At 44.8% G+C, this 15,682-nt stretch carries 15 protein-coding genes and 1 pseudogene; 13 read left to right on the forward strand and 3 right to left on the reverse strand.

Translation table 11 applies throughout. The annotated features are described in order from the left end of the window. Positions 1 to 4: 4 nt before the first annotated feature. Genes AC0IYG_RS24350 through AC0IYG_RS24400 form a run of 11 tightly spaced genes read left to right on the forward strand, consistent with a single transcriptional unit; the run spans position 5 to position 8,640 of the window. Entirely contained in the window at positions 5 to 685 is a 681-nt protein-coding gene (locus AC0IYG_RS24350; protein ID WP_471713669.1) for a hypothetical protein, read from the forward strand. After that, positions 651 to 1,070, forward strand: coding sequence for a methyltransferase (locus tag AC0IYG_RS24355; RefSeq protein WP_471713670.1), 420 nt, complete (start codon positions 651 to 653; stop codon positions 1,068 to 1,070). Before AC0IYG_RS24350 ends, AC0IYG_RS24355 begins: the two co-directional genes overlap by 35 nt. Then, positions 1,067 to 1,549 (forward strand): hypothetical protein, encoded by a 483-nt coding sequence (locus AC0IYG_RS24360; RefSeq protein ID WP_471713671.1) that lies wholly within the window; start codon positions 1,067 to 1,069, stop codon positions 1,547 to 1,549. Before AC0IYG_RS24355 ends, AC0IYG_RS24360 begins: the two co-directional genes overlap by 4 nt. A gap of 26 nt (positions 1,550 to 1,575) precedes the next feature. Then, a complete protein-coding gene (locus tag AC0IYG_RS24365) occupies positions 1,576 to 2,484 on the forward strand; it encodes a hypothetical protein (protein ID WP_471713672.1) in 909 nt (302 codons plus the stop codon). Positions 2,485 to 2,486: 2 nt separating this feature from the next. Beyond that, positions 2,487 to 3,629 carry a dialkylresorcinol biosynthesis protein DarB gene (gene darB / locus AC0IYG_RS24370; protein ID WP_471713673.1) on the forward strand — a complete coding sequence of 381 codons (1,143 nt, stop codon included), beginning with the start codon at positions 2,487 to 2,489 and terminating at the stop codon, positions 3,627 to 3,629. 19 nt (positions 3,630 to 3,648) lie between these two features. Beyond that, entirely contained in the window at positions 3,649 to 4,047 is a 399-nt protein-coding gene (gene DarG / locus AC0IYG_RS24375) for a flexirubin biosynthesis protein DarG (RefSeq protein ID WP_471713675.1), read from the forward strand. Between the two features lie 4 nt (positions 4,048 to 4,051). Then, positions 4,052 to 5,083 (forward strand): BtrH-related acyltransferase DarH, encoded by a 1,032-nt coding sequence (darH, locus tag AC0IYG_RS24380; RefSeq protein WP_471713676.1) that lies wholly within the window; start codon positions 4,052 to 4,054, stop codon positions 5,081 to 5,083. Positions 5,084 to 5,090: 7 nt separating this feature from the next. Beyond that, the gene (locus tag AC0IYG_RS24385) at positions 5,091 to 5,843 is read left to right on the forward strand and encodes an ABC transporter ATP-binding protein (RefSeq protein ID WP_471713677.1); all 753 of its coding nucleotides are present in this window, start codon (positions 5,091 to 5,093) and stop codon (positions 5,841 to 5,843) included. Between the two features lies 1 nt (position 5,844). Next, positions 5,845 to 7,122 carry an ABC transporter permease gene (locus AC0IYG_RS24390; protein ID WP_471713678.1) on the forward strand — a complete coding sequence of 426 codons (1,278 nt, stop codon included), beginning with the start codon at positions 5,845 to 5,847 and terminating at the stop codon, positions 7,120 to 7,122. A gap of 52 nt (positions 7,123 to 7,174) precedes the next feature. Then, positions 7,175 to 7,441, forward strand: coding sequence for a phosphopantetheine-binding protein (locus tag AC0IYG_RS24395; protein ID WP_471713679.1), 267 nt, complete (start codon positions 7,175 to 7,177; stop codon positions 7,439 to 7,441). 2 nt (positions 7,442 to 7,443) lie between these two features. Continuing rightward, on the forward strand, positions 7,444 to 8,640 hold the full coding sequence (locus AC0IYG_RS24400; protein ID WP_471713680.1) for a beta-ketoacyl-[acyl-carrier-protein] synthase family protein: 1,197 nt from the start codon (positions 7,444 to 7,446) through the stop codon (positions 8,638 to 8,640). A 7-nt stretch (positions 8,641 to 8,647) separates the two neighbouring features. On the opposite strand, the gene scpA is transcribed toward AC0IYG_RS24400, so the two are convergent. Continuing rightward, the gene (gene scpA, locus AC0IYG_RS24405; protein WP_471713681.1) at positions 8,648 to 10,789 is read right to left on the reverse strand and encodes a methylmalonyl-CoA mutase; all 2,142 of its coding nucleotides are present in this window, start codon (positions 10,787 to 10,789) and stop codon (positions 8,648 to 8,650) included. Beyond that, a complete protein-coding gene (locus AC0IYG_RS24410) occupies positions 10,786 to 12,177 on the reverse strand; it encodes a methylmalonyl-CoA mutase family protein (RefSeq protein WP_471713682.1) in 1,392 nt (463 codons plus the stop codon). The genes scpA and AC0IYG_RS24410 overlap by 4 nt, the downstream gene beginning before the upstream one ends. 256 nt (positions 12,178 to 12,433) lie before the next feature. Between AC0IYG_RS24410 and dnaA the strand changes: the two are divergent. Both dnaA and AC0IYG_RS24420 read left to right on the forward strand, forming a co-directional pair. After that, positions 12,434 to 13,863: pseudogene (gene dnaA / locus AC0IYG_RS24415) on the forward strand (chromosomal replication initiator protein DnaA). A gap of 43 nt (positions 13,864 to 13,906) precedes the next feature. After that, complete coding sequence (locus AC0IYG_RS24420; RefSeq protein WP_471713683.1) at positions 13,907 to 14,899, forward strand: GNAT family N-acetyltransferase; 993 nt, start codon at positions 13,907 to 13,909, stop codon at positions 14,897 to 14,899. On the opposite strand, the gene AC0IYG_RS24425 is transcribed toward AC0IYG_RS24420, so the two are convergent. Next, positions 14,874 to 15,677 (reverse strand): DUF3108 domain-containing protein, encoded by an 804-nt coding sequence (locus AC0IYG_RS24425; protein WP_471713684.1) that lies wholly within the window; start codon positions 15,675 to 15,677, stop codon positions 14,874 to 14,876. The genes AC0IYG_RS24420 and AC0IYG_RS24425 overlap by 26 nt on opposite strands. Positions 15,678 to 15,682: the final 5 nt, after the last annotated feature.

Below are 15,682 nucleotides of genomic sequence, written 5' to 3' on the forward strand. Positions count from 1 at the left end.
TAGAATGAAAAAAGAATTATCGGCAGTAGACGCCAAATATGAAGCACAAAAGATAGCGTTCGGACCCATGTATTTTCAGGCGGTTGTCGCTCTGCGGGATCTGGGGATTTTGCAGTTTATTAACAACAACCGGAAAGGTGTTAGTATCGACACGATCATTGAAAAAACCGACGTTTCTGAATATGGTGTGACATTGCTGCTCGAAGCGGCTGAAATTCTAGGAGTGGTTGAAATTGAAAATGACATTGTAAAAATCAGTAAGATCGGTTTCTTCCTTTTAAAGGATGAAATGACGCGGGTTAACATCAATTTTATGAATGATGTCTGCTATCTTGGCGCCAAAAGCATGACCGAAAGCATTACAAATGAGAAGCCGGAAGGTCTGAAAACATTGGGCAACTGGCCAACCATTTATGAAGGTCTGTCGATCTTGCCGGAGCCTGCAAAAACTTCCTGGTTTCAATTTGACCATTATTATTCCGACAATGCATTTCCGGAAGCATTGAAAATTGTTTTCAAGAAAAAGCCAAAACTGATTTTCGATGTCGGTGGAAACACAGGAAAATGGTCGTTCGCCTGCTGCAATCATGACGCGGATGTTAAGATAAAAATCTTGGATTTGCCCGTTCAATTGAAAGTTGCAAAAGCCAATGCTGCAGAAAAAAGGTTTGACAGACCGCATTGATTTCCACGCAATTAACCTGCTTGATCCCGAGCAAAAGATTCCAGAAGGTGCGGATGTGATCTGGATGAGCCAGTTTCTAGATTGTTTTTCCAAAGATCAGATCATTCAAATTTTGGAAAATGCATGCAATGCTTCCTCGGAAAACACAACATTATACATTCTTGAACCGTTTTTCGACAACCAAAACTATCCCGCTGCACATTATAGTCTCGTTGCTACGTCGCTTTATTTTACAATTATGGCCAATGGCAACAGTAAAATGTATCGGATTGAGGTTATGAAGGATCTGGCACGAAAAGCCGGATTCGATATTGTGGAAACATATCCGTTGATCGGCGACAGTTACCATACGATTCTTGAATGCAAAAAGCGGGCAGTTCAATGAGACACACATTAAGCATTTTATTCCTCGCACTTTTCGCCTGTTCAGCATTCATCATGCTGCAAGCTGATAGACAGGCATTTTATAAAGCCTTATCCAGCGGAGACGAAGCGACGATTGATAAAGCCATCGCCGGTCTGGAAAAAGAAAAATCAACTTCGCGTACAAAAGCTTACAAAGGTGCGCTGACTATGAAGAAAGCGGGTTTCATAAAGGGAGCGAAAGGAAAAGTGAAGACATTTAAAGAAGGTGGCGCTTTACTGGAAGATGAAATAAAAAGCAATCCGGGAAATGTGGAATTTCGTTTCCTAAGGCTTACAATCCAGGAAAACGCACCGAAAATTTTGAAATACAACAAGCAGCTTGACGAAGATAAGCAGGCGGTTATTTCAGGATATGGTAAATTAGATAATGATTTAAAAGCAGTCATCTCCAGCTACGCAAAAGATTCCAAAGTTTTGCGGGCGGCGGATTTAAAGTGAACTTAGTAAATAGGTTTTTTTGATAAATGGGAAAGATTCTAGTCGTTAATTACTCACAAACAGGACAGTTGAATGAAATCATCGACCAGTTTCTATCTCCTTTTGACCCGGCCAGCATTGAGCGGCATCTGATTTTCCCTCAAACACCTTACGTTTTTCCCTGGACAACAGAGGAATTCTTCGACAAAATGCCGGAATGCGTGCAGGAAGACACGATTCCACTGAAACCCATTGCGTTTTCCACTGACCGTTACGACCTGATCGTGTTGGGATATCAGCCCTGGTTTCTGTCACCGTCACCGCCAATTACTTCACTTCTGAAAGATCCCGCATTTCAGACAATCATGCGGGGAACGCCGGTCGTAACCATAATCGGCGGCCGGAATATGTGGCTGAATTCGCAGGAAAGCGTGAAAAAACTCATTATTAATGCCGGTGGAAAACTCGTCAGTAACATTCCGCTGATGGACCGGACGTCTAATCTGATCAGTGCATTCACGATTTTACATTGGATGTTAACCGGCCGGAAAGACAAGAAATGGGGATTTTTTCCGTTACCAGGAGTCAGTCAGCAAGACATTAACAGCGGATCGCGGTTTGGAGGAATTGTAAAGTCCGCCTGGGAAAAAAACAACTATTCAGGCCTCCAAAGTGAGATTCTTGCGACCGGATTGATTAAAATCCCGACAGACATTTTGTTTATTGAACAACGTGCAAAAAAGCTTTTCAGGATTTGGGCCAATTTGATCAAGACAAAAGGAACCACGCCGGCGAAGCGAAAAAGGTTGGTAACTTTATTTAAATATTATCTGCTGATCGCGCTTTTCATGGTGGCGCCGGTCATACTGTTCGTATATAATTTGCTGATCGTGCCGTTTACCGGAAATACGATTGAGAAGAAAAAACAATACTTTTGTGGTGTCGAAACCAAATAATAATGTCAGAAGCATATATTACCAGAATTGCCAAGTTCTTGCCCAATGAGCCCGTTCCTAATGAAGATATGGAAGCGTATTTAGGCTACATCAACGGAAAACCTTCCAAATCAAAAGCAATCGTTTTACGGAATAACGGAATAAAAAGCAGATATTATGCGCTGAAAAAGGACGGGACAGCCACACACACGAATGCCGAAATGGCATCGCTGGCAGTAACCAATCTTTTCAAAAATAACGCGTCAGAAATCAAGGAAGTGGACTTATCAAGCTGTGCCACTTCAAGTCCGGATCAGCTTATGCCGTCGCACGGTTCAATGGTTCACGGTTATCTGAAAAACACCGCCTCGATTGAAGTTGTATCTCCTTCGGGCGTATGCTGCGCGGGAATGCATGCATTCAAGTATGCGTATATGTCTGTAAAGTTGGGTGAAAAGGAAAAGGCTGTTGCCTGCGCTTCGGAGCGGCTTTCGCCGGTTTTGCGGGCAAATCAGTTTGAGGATGAGGTGCAGCAGTTGTTGAAATTGGAGCGCAATCCATATCTGGCATTTGAAAAGGACTTTTTAAGATGGATGTTGTCAGACGGCGCAGGCGCATTTCTGGTCGAATCCGAACCGAACAAAACAGGAATTTCTTTAAAGATAGATTGGGTTGAAGGCTGTTCCTATGCCAATGAGCAGGAAGCGTGCATGTACATGGGCGCCGACAAGCTGGAAGACGGCTCCCTGAAAAGCTATAAAGACTATACTAATGAAGAAGTTCAGGAGCATTCAGTTTTCAGTATTAAGCAGGATGTGAAGCTTTTAGGAGAAAAAATTGTTAAATTAGGTTTTGCCAAACTCAAAGACATTCTCATCAAAAAAGGCATGAGCATGGACGAGGTAACTTACTTCCTGCCGCATTTGTCCAGTTACTTTTTTGAAAACAAAATAGAAGATTTTTGCATCGAAAATGGCATGCCGATTTCCAAAGAAAAGTGGTATACCAATCTGGTAACCAAGGGAAACGTGGGTTCCGCTTCGATTTACATGATGCTTGAAGAGGTGTTTTACAGCGGCGTTTTGAAGAAAGGCGAGAAAATACTTTTAGCCGTTCCGGAAAGCTCCCGTTTCTCATATATGTTCTGTTTATTGACCGTTTGCTGATTCAAAAGCATTTGATCCAATGAAAAAAGAAGACTTACCACAAGATCCCGGCGCCCTGGACCAGTTCACCAGGGAAGTATGTTACGTCAAAAATGCGGACGGGAAATATGAAACGGCATTAAGCCGTGGCTGGGAAGTCAAAAAGCAAGCATTGGACAGTGCCTGGGACGATGTAAATGAACGTATAGCGGATGCACGGAAGGCGGTTTTGACCGGAGAAAAAAGTCCTATTCATTATTATATGGAGCTGCGGCTGATGGATTTGCCAGTGCTTTCGGGTTACACCGGATTTTTTCCGTTTTTTATCAAAAGACATTTAAAACCTGCTGTTTTCAAAGGTTTAAGTGACCGCAAGCTTCAAAAATATGCTGCCGCGTTTGACATTACGCTGAACGAATTAAAAAATTTTAAAGGTTGATCCAGTGAATATTGATAGCCATACGGATGAATTCCGACATGTTCAGACGGCGCATTGTGAGAATGGGGTTACGACCGCTTTATTACGTTATCACGGTCTGGACTTTATGACTGAGCCGCTTGCTTTTGGCATGGGTTCCGGACTTTTTTACATACAAATTCCATTTCTTACGGTTAACAATGGTCCCGCCATTTCATTCAGGACCATGCCGGGCGCCATTTTCAAGCGCACCTGCAGGTCTTTGGGCGTTGACGTTACACGCAAGAAATTCTCGAATCCCGCCGCTGCGGAGGCTTTTTTGGATCAAAAAGTGAAGCAGGGCGTTCCGGTTGGTTGCCAGGTCGGTGTTTTTCACCTGACTTATTTCCCGAAAGAATATCGCTTCCATTTCAATGCGCATAATCTCATCGTTTTTGGGCAGGAAAATGATAATTATCTGATCAGCGATCCGGTGATGGAAGATGTTACCAGCTTAACTAAGCCAGAATTGAGCCGCGTTCGCTTTGCGCAAGGGCCGCTCGCCCCGAAAGGTCACATTTATTTTCCTGAAAAAGTGAGGCCCATCACGGACGATGTCATCCGGCAGGGGATTGCAAGCGGGATTCGCCGCAATGTGCGAGATATGATCAAGATCCCTGGGAATTTTGCAGGCGTAAATGGAATCAGGCACACGGCCGGGCATATCCGGAAATGGCGTGACAAACTGGGTCTGAAAAAAGCAAGTCTTTATCTGGGCCAGATCGTGCGGATGCAGGAAGAGATCGGCACAGGCGGAGGTGGATTTCGATTTTTATACGGGGCTTTTTTGGAAGAAGCATCGGGTTACATGCAGGATGACCGCCTTTCGGTTATTTCTGAGGATTTTACCAAAGCCGGTGATATGTGGCGCGCGAGTGCTATAAAAATGGCAGGTGTTTACAAAGGCCGCCTGACTGAGCAAAAAGATTTTGAAGAAATAGCTGATATGCTGGTTGAGATTCGTGCTGTGGAAAAAGAAGCATTTGAAAAGCTTTCCAGACTTAGGCTTGGCAAATGACTGCAATATGATGACCGGACCGGCTTGCATTGAGATCCGAAACGTTTTTAAAAAATATAAGACAGCGCAGGAAAACAGTCTTTCGGATGTTTCGCTTACCATTGAAACGTCTGATGTTTTTGGTTTGCTTGGCCCTAACGGAGCAGGCAAAACCACGCTTATCTCCATTCTTTGCGGCATTATCCCGCCTTCGTCCGGAATCGTTAACTTTTATAACAACGGTCAGATCAGTTCAGAACAGGAGCGGAAAAGCCGCATTGGGTTTGTTCCGCAAGAATATGCTTTTTACCAGGAACTGACGCCGAGACAAAATCTGGATTACTTTGGCGCAATGTATAATCTTGGAAAAAAAGATTTGGAAACGCGCCGTGAACATTTACTCGACATTCTCGGACTGGCTAAATTCGCTGACAAGAAAGTAAGCACTTTTTCAGGTGGCATGAAGCGCAGGGTAAATTTGGCGATCGGCATTATTCATGAGCCTGACATTTTGTTTTTGGACGAGCCCACCGTCGGCGTCGATGTGCAAAGCAGAAATGCCATTATTCGTTATCTGCGACAGATTAATGAGACGGGAACGACCATTATCTACACTTCCCACCACATGAGCGAGGCCGAAGAATTCTGCAAACACATTGCGCTCATCGATCATGGCAGGGTTATTGCGAACGGAGCTTTGGACGATTTGAAAGTAAAGCACAATGTTTCCAGCCTGCAATCTCTATTTATCAATTTGACAGGAGAGGCGTACAGGGATTGATATGTTCAAGATTTTTTCATCATTACGCAAAGAATATTTGCTCCTCATCAATGATAAGGTCGGACTGGCGCTCATGTTTCTGATGCCGCTTTTGCTGGTTTTTATCATTACGATCATCCAGGACAGCGCTTATAAAATGGTGAATGAAAATCAGATCCCGCTGCTGGTTGTGAATCATGATGCTGGTAAAGAAGGGGATAAACTGGTTTCATTGCTGTCAAAATCAGGACTTTTCAAGATTGATTCGCAGAATGCGGTGCCGCAAAAATCGCTCAAAGCGGAGCTGCTTTCCAGAGGCAAGCTCATCGCCTTATATATTCCAAAAACGTTTTCTGCTGGCCTTGAAAGTAATGCAAGAGATGTCAGCAACATATTAATGGATGATCTGGGGCTGGATCGGGACACGGCTGCTTTGGAAAAAGTCTCAATGCCCACATTATCGTTTTACAATGATCCGGTTTTGCAGGAAAATTACAGCTATTCGGTCATGGGCATCATTCAGTCTTACATGAGCGTGATCGAAAATTCGCTGATGATCGACAGAATGTACGCCACCATGGACTTGGGCGGCGAATCGCAAAAGTTGAAGGATAAAATGATCACTAACCGCGTCAAAATTGACCAGATCGTCGCGAGCAGCAATAATTCGACTGCAATCCCTAATTCCACGCAGCATAATGTGCCTGCCTGGACCATTTTCGCCATGTTTTTTATGGTCGTATCATTGGGAAGCAACATTGTTAAGGAGCGTATCAATGGCAGTTTCTTGCGCTTAAAGACAATGCCGACCACATTCATGCTCGTCATGTTCAGCAAGATGGCGGTTTACGTGGTTGTTGCAGTTGTACAAGTTGCCGTCACATTTTCAATGGGCATCTGGATCCTGCCGGAACTGGGGTTGCCTAAGCTGACGATCCCTTCCAATTTATTCGCATTCGCAGCCGTTGTGCTCATCAGCAGCGTGGCGGCCGTGAGTTATGCCTTAATGATTGGCGCATATGCACGCACAGAGCAGCAGGCTAATGGTTTTGGAGCGATCTCTATTATTATTTTCGGAGCGATCGGCGGAATCCTGGTCCCGACATTTGTGATGCCGGGCTTCATGCTGTTTGCGAGTAATTTTTCACCTTTACATTGGTGTTTGGAAGGTTTTTACGTGCTTTTTTTGAAAGGAGGAAGCTGGGATGAACTCAAAAACGTGTTTGCCTTCCTCGGCATATTTATTCTGTTTTGTCAACTTGGCACTTATTTTAAGCTAAGGATGGAAAGAATTATTTAGTTTTGAATAACAAATCATCCGGCCGGATTAAAAAGGCGACCAAAAGAAAATCATGGATATAGAAAGTTTAAAACCCGTCATCAAAGGTCAGATCGTACAATATTTGAATTTATTGGATATAAATCCACAAGACATTAAGGACGACGAACCGCTTTTTGGTGGTGATCTGGGACTTGATTCCATCGATTCGCTTGAATTGGTTGTGCTACTTGAAAGAGAATACGGCATTAAGATCACTAATCCGGCAGAAGGAAGAAAAATCCTTGTTGATGTAAACCACATGGCTGCATATATTCTGGCCAATACAAAGACAGTTTGAGCATGAAAAGGGTGTTGGTGACTGGAATGGGCATTATTTCTGCCATTGGAGAGAATCTGTCGGAAAATCACAACAGCCTTCGCAATGCGAAGACGGGGATTTCGCAAGCTGCACATTTTGAGTCACGATATGCCTCAGAACTGCCTTTTGGAGAAGCGGCCGCGAGCAATGAAGCATTAAAGGAAATGCTCGGTTTGCGGGATAGCAAGGGTTACACGCGCACCAGTCTGCTCGCTAGCAAGGCATTTGCCGAAGCCATTGCGGATGCCAGCCTTACACCACAGCAACTTTCGGCATTTGACACTGCATTTATTTCAGCCAGCACAGTAGGCGGCATGTGTCTTACGGATCAGCTTTATGAAGATGCCAATTTAAAAACCCGCGGCTCCGAATATCTCGAAGCCTACAATTGTGCAGCGCATACAATCCAATTATCAGAAAAATACGGCCTGAGAGGTTTTTCGGACACCATTAACACGGCTTGTTCATCATCCGCAAATGCCATTATGCTAGGCGCAAGGCTGATCAGGTCGGGGAGGGCGAAGCGGGCCATTGTTGGCGGCGTGGATAGTCTGGCCAAATACACGGTTAATGGCTTCAATTCCCTCAAAATCCTTTCCAGCTTGCCTTGCAGGCCTTTCGATGAAAATCGGGATGGCTTGAATCTGGGTGAAGGCGCGGCCTATCTGGTGCTGGAAGAGGCGGATTTGGTTGGTGATAAAAGAATTTACGCCGAGGTTGCGGGCTATGGAAATGCAAATGACGCGCACCATCCATCGGCAATGTCTGAGGAAGCCACCGGCGCGATCCGTTCCATGCGCGAGGCAGTGGAAGTTGCTGGAATCGGTTATGACAAGATTGACTACATCAATGCGCACGGCACAGGAACTGCCAACAATGACGAAGTGGAACTGACCGGCATGGCTGCATTATTCGGGCAAATTCCTCTTTTCAACTCAACTAAATCTTACACCGGACATACATTAGGAGCCGCCGGGGCGGTGGAAGCGATTTTCAGTATTCTGAGCATTGTCCATTCAGAAGCGTATGCGAGTCTGCACGTTAAAACGCCCATGAATTCAGACAAAGGAAGGCCCGTAAGCGCATTTATGCCCAAAACGGACGTTCATTATGCGCTTTCGAACTCTTTTGGTTTTGGTGGGAACTGCACTTCACTCGTTTTTGGCCGGGTTGATTAAAATTAGGTCAAGACTGCATTAAATCCTTCAATATTTTCTGCGCAGCAACGGAAATGATTGTTCCGGGTCCGAAAATGCCTTTCACCCCTTTTTCATACAGAAACGCGTAATCCTGCGCTGGAATCACTCCGCCCGCAATAACCATAATGTCTTCACGACCAATGTCTTTAAGCGCTCCGATCAATTCAGGAATCAATGTTTTGTGGCCCGCAGCTAGGCTGGAAGCGCCAATGACGTGAACATCGTTTTCCGCAGCCTGCTTGGCAACTTCCTGTGGCGTTTGAAAAAGCGGACCAATGTCAACATCAAAACCGAGGTCAGCGAAGCTCGTAGCAATGACTTTCGCGCCGCGGTCATGGCCGTCCTGGCCCATTTTGGCTACTAATATTCTGGCTCGCCGTCCTTCCATTTCTGCAAACTGGTTGGACAATTCCAGCGCAATGCGGAAGTTCTCGTCATCCGAAGCCTCCGCCTGATATACGCCCGAAACGGAGCGGATCGTGGATTTGTAACGGCCAAATTCTTTTTCCATCGCATCTGAAATTTCACCTAATGTAGCCCTTTTGCGCGCCGCGTCAATCGCCAGTGCCAGCAAGTTTTGAGACATTTCTTTGCCACCTTTTTCTCTGCAAGCGATTGTGATTGCTTCCAATGCATTGGCAACTTCCACAGGATTTCTATCCCGTTTTATTTGTTGTAACGAAGCAATTTGTGCGTCCCGAACACTTTGGTTATCAATTTCAAGAATATCAAATGTGTCTTTCTCCTCGGTTTTAAAGCGGTTAACACCGACAATTACATCTTTTCCGGAATCAATGCGCGCTTGTTTTTTAGCAGCCGCTTCTTCAATCCGCATCTTGGGAAGGCCGGTTTCAATCGCCTTGGTCATGCCACCCAGATTTTCGACTTCCTCAATCAGCTGCCATGCTTTTTCAACCAGTTCTTTTGTCAAATATTCAACATAATAAGAGCCGCCCCAGGGGTCAATTGCTTTGCAGAGATCAGTTTCATATTGGATGAACAGCTGCGTATTCCTGGCAATGCGTGCGGAGAAATCAGTTGGTAACGCCATGGCCTCGTCGAGAGAATTGGTATGCAGGGATTGCGTGTGACCCATAACAGCAGCCATAGCCTCGATCGTTGTCCGGGCAACATTGTTATAAGGGTCCTGTTCCGTCAGACTGTAACCGCTTGTTTGACAATGTGTGCGCAATGCAAGCGATTTTTCGCTCTTCAGCCCAAATTGATTGACAATTTTTGCCCAGAGCAATCTTCCCGCGCGCATTTTTGCAATCTCCATAAAGTGGTTCATGCCAATTCCCCAGAAAAACGAAAGTCTCGGCGCAAAGTCATCAATGGCTATCCCCGCTGCCAAGCCCGTTCGAATGTATTCGAGTCCGTCTGCGAGTGTGTAAGCGAGCTCAATGTGTGCTGGCGCGCCCGCTTCGTGCATATGATAACCGCTGATGCTGATGGAATTGAACTTCGGCATAAAATGGGACGTGTAAGCGAAAATATCGCCTACAATCCGCATGGATGGAGCAGGTGGATAAATGTATGTGTTGCGCACCATGAATTCCTTCAAAATATCATTTTGAATGGTGCCTGAAAGCAGACCTGGCTGAATGCCCTGTTCGTCCGCAGCCACAATAAAGAATGCCATGATCGGAATAACGGCTCCGTTCATGGTCATGGAAACGGACATTTGATCGAGCGGAATCTGGCTGAAAAGCATCTTCATATCTTCAACCGTATCAATGGCGACGCCCGCTTTTCCTACATCTCCCGTAACCCTCGGATGGTCGGAGTCATATCCGCGGTGTGTCGCCAAATCGAAAGCGACGGAAAGTCCCTTTTGGCCCGCTGCCAAATTTCTTTTGTAAAAAGCATTCGAATCAGCAGCAGTTGAAAATCCCGCATATTGCCTGATTGTCCATGGCCGCTCTAAATACATGCTCGCATAAGGGCCGCGCAGAAATGGCGCAATGCCCGCCCCGAAGTTTAAATGTTCAGCGCCCTTAAGATCTTCCTTGGTTAATGTTGGTTTCAGCCTGATGCCTTCGGAAGTCTGCACGGGTTTAACAGGCTTAACTTCCGGCTGACCATTAGCGGTTTTCTGGTGTTCAATATTGCGAAAATCTGGCCTCATATCGTTTCAGTGATTATGCTGGAATGCTGATACAAGTTTGCCAAATTCAAATCCGAAAAGTTAAAAATATTTGTGTTAAGCGAATTCCGGCTCGTCAACGCGGGTTTTTCCTTTGCCTCGGTAAATTTATTTACGCCAACAATTATTCTATCAGTGTTAAGAGACAACAACTTTTTGTTGAGAGAAACTTTCATTGCTCTATCAATAAAACCGGTTTCAATACACTTCATAAGCCCTCCTTTATCTTCAATTTCGAGAAATAATGCCCAGGCTTGATCGGCAATTTGCAATGATATTTTCTCTAATAAATAAGATCCGCCGGCGGGATCTGCAACATGCCCCAATCCACTTTCATGGAATAACACAGATGATACATTTCGCGCAATTCGATCAGAAAATGCATTCGTTTCATTAAAAAGTTGATCGTAAGACAGCACTGTCAATGCATTGCATCCACCAATTACAGCGCTCATGGCTTCCGACGCTGAGCGGATCATGTTGGTGTGTGGTGCGGTGTCAGCGTCATGAAATGAGGAAGTCTGCGCGTGGATAAACGGCGTGCAAAGTTCGAAGGGCAGCTGATAACTGTCGGAAATCTTCTTCAGCAAAAAGCGCAATGCTCTGAGTTTTGCAATTTCAGTGAGAAACTCGGTTCCTATGGAAACTGAAAAAAGGATTCGGTTAAATGCGGTCAAAGGCGTGACTCCTGAATTAGTAAGCATATCCATGCATTCAACGGCCGCACCGAGCATATATGCCAGTTCCTGGACCACATCTGCACCATTGTTGTGATACAAATGTCCCTCAATCATATAGGGCCGAAACTCGCGCATATTTTTCGTCTGCGCCAGCACCGATCCGATTGCTGCAATATTTGGTGCCACCGGCTGTCCACTTCGCATCCATTGCGCAATGGGGTCAAGCGCTATGCCGCCTTTGAGATAGTATTTTGCGTTTTTGGATATTTCCTGGAAGAGATTTTCCACGTTTTCCGCTGACCTGAAATAAATTGCAGTGTCACTAAGTTTAATTCCGTTCAGTAATTTCGGAAATTCACAATGCTTAATGTCTGTGTCACCGAGCTCTAAAATGACGCCATCAGCACCATTATTTAGCACATGTTTTAGAGTCGCGTTGGTTGTGCGCGGATCTTGAAAAGTGACTTTTGGAACATTAAGCCAGCCGGGTGTTTTTTTCTGGCAAGCCTGCATTTGTAACATGCGCTCCGAATCCACATCGTCTTGCGTTGCATAAGGTTCGATGTGCAAGTTTTCGCCAATCGTCCAGTCCGACAGCGCTTTAAGCTTGCCTTTCAATTCTTTTTCAGCCTGTTGTTCCCAGTCGTCTTTGCCGGCAGCGCTGAAATCGGAGAATAAATGGGCGGACATCTCGAACGGATTATGTGAGTTACAGCGTAATTTGCTCGTTAACAAAGCTACAAATTTGAGCCCAATTTATCAGTAACTGCGTTGCATCAGCCGCTTGGCAATCTTTGCATTTTGCTGAATTCTTTTTGTTTACGCGTTTGCAGATCGTCCGCATTGATATTAAATTGAACCCTGGTTTTAACAAGCAGAGATCAGGTATTTTTATATCTTTGCCGTCCTTTTAAATTCTGACATCCTGAATTCCGTAAATTATACATTGGAAAGAGTTAGCACACATAGAGAAGTAGACCAGATCTGGAATGCCTGCCTGAGAGTTATTCAGCAGCACATTCCCGATGAAAGTTTCAAGACGTGGTTCGAACCGATCCGACCTTTGAAACTTTACGGTAAAGTGCTTACGATCCAGGTTCCGAGCCAGTTTTTCTACGAATGGCTGGAAGATAATTACGTGAATTTGCTTAGAAAAGCATTGGATTACGCGATCGGTCGCGACGGACTTTTGGAATATTCCATTATCGTGGACACGGGAAATGATAAGCATCAGCCGCTTACAATGAACGTTTCCACACCCAAATCACCCAATTATTCCAAGCCCGACAACTTTGTCACCGATCCGCGGCTTGGGTCCAATCACCGCGATAAGGACCACGATTCGATGAATCTGGACACTTACCTGAATCCGAATTACTCATTTGACAATTTTATTGAAGGCGATTGTAACCGCCTTGCGCGTTCTGCCGGGTTTGCAGTGGCCCAGCGCCCGGGATTGACGTCTTTCAACCCGTTAATGATGTACGGCGGGGTAGGACTGGGCAAAACGCACCTGGTGCAGGCCATTGGAAATTACATTATGAACCACTTTGAAAACAAGCTGGTGCTGTATGTCTCTTCCGAAAAGTTTACCAATCAATTTATCAATTCCATTAAAAATAACACGCTGCAGGATTTCACCGACTTTTATATGAAGGTGGACGTGCTGGCGATTGATGACGTTCAGTTCTTGTCTTGGAAAAAGAGAAAACGCAGGACACATTCTTTCATATTTTTAATCATCTGCACCAGCTTGGGAAGCAGATCATTATGACGAGTGACCGCCCGCCGCGTGAGCTGCAAGGCTTACAGGACAGGTTGTTATCTCGCTTTAAATGGGGTTTAACGGCTGATTTGCAAACTCCTGACTTCGAAACGCGGATCGCCATTATTCAGAAAAAGATCCAGTCAGAAGGGATTTCGATTGATTATGATGTGATTGAATACATTGCGCACAGCGTCAATTCAAATGTAAGGGAATTGGAAGGTGTGATCGTTTCGCTGATGGCGCAGGCATCTCTTACCCGTCGGGAAATTGATGTGGAGCTGGCCAAAAACACATTGCGGAACATCGTAATGAATGAGGATAAGGAAGTTACCATCGACACGATTCAGGAGACCATAGCGGATTATTTTCAGGTTACCATTGCAGATTTAAAAAGTAAAAGCCGGAAGAAAGAAGTCGTTTATCCAAGACAACTGGCGATGTTTCTGGCAAAAGAATACACGGATCTGCCGTTGAAATCGATTGGTTATCATTTTGGAGGCCGTGATCACAGCACTGTAATCCACTCGATTCAAAGCATTAACCTGCTGATGGGCGAAACGCCCGACGTGGAAGAAACTTTACAAAAGCTGCGCAGTTACTTTAAATAAAATTCGGCGTCTAATGGTTTGATCATCTTTCAAACCAAATCCCATGACTCCACTCCTGATCGAACGCGCACAAATCCGTGACGCAAATTGGAACGAACACATTAGAAAATCCCTTCAATGTGTCATTTACGCACAAACTTATTATCTGGACATTGTTTGCGAAAGTTGGAAAGCGCTTGTCTGGCCAGATTTAGAAAATGCTCAAATTGTGATGCCGCTGCCAATTCGGCGGAAAATGGGTTTCTCCATCATCTACCAACCGTTTTTTTGTCAATATCTTGGCATATTCTCAATCCGGCCGATATCAGATTTGCAACTGAGATCATTCATCGAATTCCTTTCAGGAAGCTTTTCCTACATCTCAGCTTATCACTTCAATCCCGAAAATTCAGTCCGGATTTCTCAATTCACCAACGTTTTTTCAGACCTGACATTTGTAAAACACCAAACGTATTGGTTGCAAGTGAATGGCGATTATCCCGCGTTGAAGGCACATTATTCGAAAGACAAGAAAGCGAATTTGAAGCGAAGCATCACATTGCAATGGCAAGTGCAGAAAAGTGCTGATCCTGAGTTCCTCATCAGATTATTCAAAGAAAACCAAACGGAACGTATCCCGGGAGGCGTGGATCCTAATGCCTATGAGCGATTAAAAGCAATCGTTGCAGCATCGCACGCCCGCGATCAGGCGGAGATTCTTTACGCTTCTTGCGATGGGCAAATCCATGCAGGAATTCTTTTGATCAAATTTTCAGGAAGGACAATTTATCTTTTCAATGCGGCTGATCGAAAGGGAAGAATTGGTAACGCCCGGACATTCTTGCTGGACAATTATTTCCGGAGGATTGACAGTGGAAATGCAGTCATTTTTGACTTCGAAAGTCCGCAGGTTGAATCAATTGCTCATTACTATAACGGTTTTGGAAGCAACCCAACCGCTTTTTACACCATTAGCAAGAACGAACTCTGGTTTCCGTTCAGGCAGATTCAAAACTGGCGGAAGCGTTTTTTCAAAACCAGACCAAATCCTTTTTGAGTCCCTTGTAAGATTTCAGATCCATTTCCAAAGAGCCGATCTTTAACTCAACTTCTGCTTTTACAGGAATTTTATTAGCGTCATCAGAAACCCATAAACGCATCGCACCTTCGCCTTTGAAAAATTTGTTGTCTGGAATTAATGGGTTGATCCTTAGAACCTTTGTCTTTCCGTATTTGGTTTTAATCACATCTTTTCCAACATAACGAACACGTAGTTTGTAAACCTCGCCATCAAAAAATGTCGGCACTTCTATGACTTCCCCTTCTGCGACTTTCTCAAAATTAATTGTCCGCAAGTAAAAATAGCCGCTGATGATGTCGTGAATGTTATTCGGGACATTGAATGTCTTCGTTTCATCTTTCACGCTCGAAACAGCCTGATCGCGGTTGTGGTTGAACATGACGCGCTCTTCCTTGCGATATTTGTTCTCTTGTATCTGACGCTCAAACATATGCGGCAGAATCGCGGTCGTGTCAATGTAAGAACGCCACGTATCGCGAACGCGGGAAATCAGGTCAAAAGCACCGACCGTGCGGCCAGATACGTTGACCCGGTAACAAGGCCTGTTGTTGATCATGGAAACCGACTTGCCAACTTCAACTTTGGCCTCAGCCGCATTTATAAAGCCATAATGCACCCGATATTCCACCCGCTCGCCCGGGCCGAAGCTTTTATTTGGAATGACCCTGTTTTGAGCAAGCTGTTCATATTGCCGAAACGAGAGTAAAATGCTGAAAATGAGTAAGCCTGCAATAACGATGTACGATCTCTTCATGCTAA

The organism is Dyadobacter sp. AC419 (genome assembly GCF_979253085.1).

Coding starts and splice junctions, on each gene's coding strand:
- AC0IYG_RS24390 (WP_471713678.1), top strand. CDS start 5,845: ATGTTCAAGATTTTTTCATCATTACGCAAAGAATATTTGCTCCTCATC.
- AC0IYG_RS24365 (WP_471713672.1), top strand. CDS start 1,576: ATGGGAAAGATTCTAGTCGTTAATTACTCACAAACAGGACAGTTGAAT.
- darB (WP_471713673.1), top strand. CDS start 2,487: ATGTCAGAAGCATATATTACCAGAATTGCCAAGTTCTTGCCCAATGAG.
- AC0IYG_RS24385 (WP_471713677.1), top strand. CDS start 5,091: ATGATGACCGGACCGGCTTGCATTGAGATCCGAAACGTTTTTAAAAAA.
- AC0IYG_RS24420 (WP_471713683.1), top strand. CDS start 13,907: ATGACTCCACTCCTGATCGAACGCGCACAAATCCGTGACGCAAATTGG.
- scpA (WP_471713681.1), bottom strand. CDS start 10,789: ATGAGGCCAGATTTTCGCAATATTGAACACCAGAAAACCGCTAATGGT.
- AC0IYG_RS24360 (WP_471713671.1), top strand. CDS start 1,067: ATGAGACACACATTAAGCATTTTATTCCTCGCACTTTTCGCCTGTTCA.
- AC0IYG_RS24400 (WP_471713680.1), top strand. CDS start 7,444: ATGAAAAGGGTGTTGGTGACTGGAATGGGCATTATTTCTGCCATTGGA.
- AC0IYG_RS24355 (WP_471713670.1), top strand. CDS start 651: ATGCTGCAGAAAAAAGGTTTGACAGACCGCATTGATTTCCACGCAATT.
- AC0IYG_RS24410 (WP_471713682.1), bottom strand. CDS start 12,177: ATGTCCGCCCATTTATTCTCCGATTTCAGCGCTGCCGGCAAAGACGAC.
- AC0IYG_RS24395 (WP_471713679.1), top strand. CDS start 7,175: ATGGATATAGAAAGTTTAAAACCCGTCATCAAAGGTCAGATCGTACAA.
- DarG (WP_471713675.1), top strand. CDS start 3,649: ATGAAAAAAGAAGACTTACCACAAGATCCCGGCGCCCTGGACCAGTTC.
- AC0IYG_RS24425 (WP_471713684.1), bottom strand. CDS start 15,677: ATGAAGAGATCGTACATCGTTATTGCAGGCTTACTCATTTTCAGCATT.
- AC0IYG_RS24350 (WP_471713669.1), top strand. CDS start 5: ATGAAAAAAGAATTATCGGCAGTAGACGCCAAATATGAAGCACAAAAG.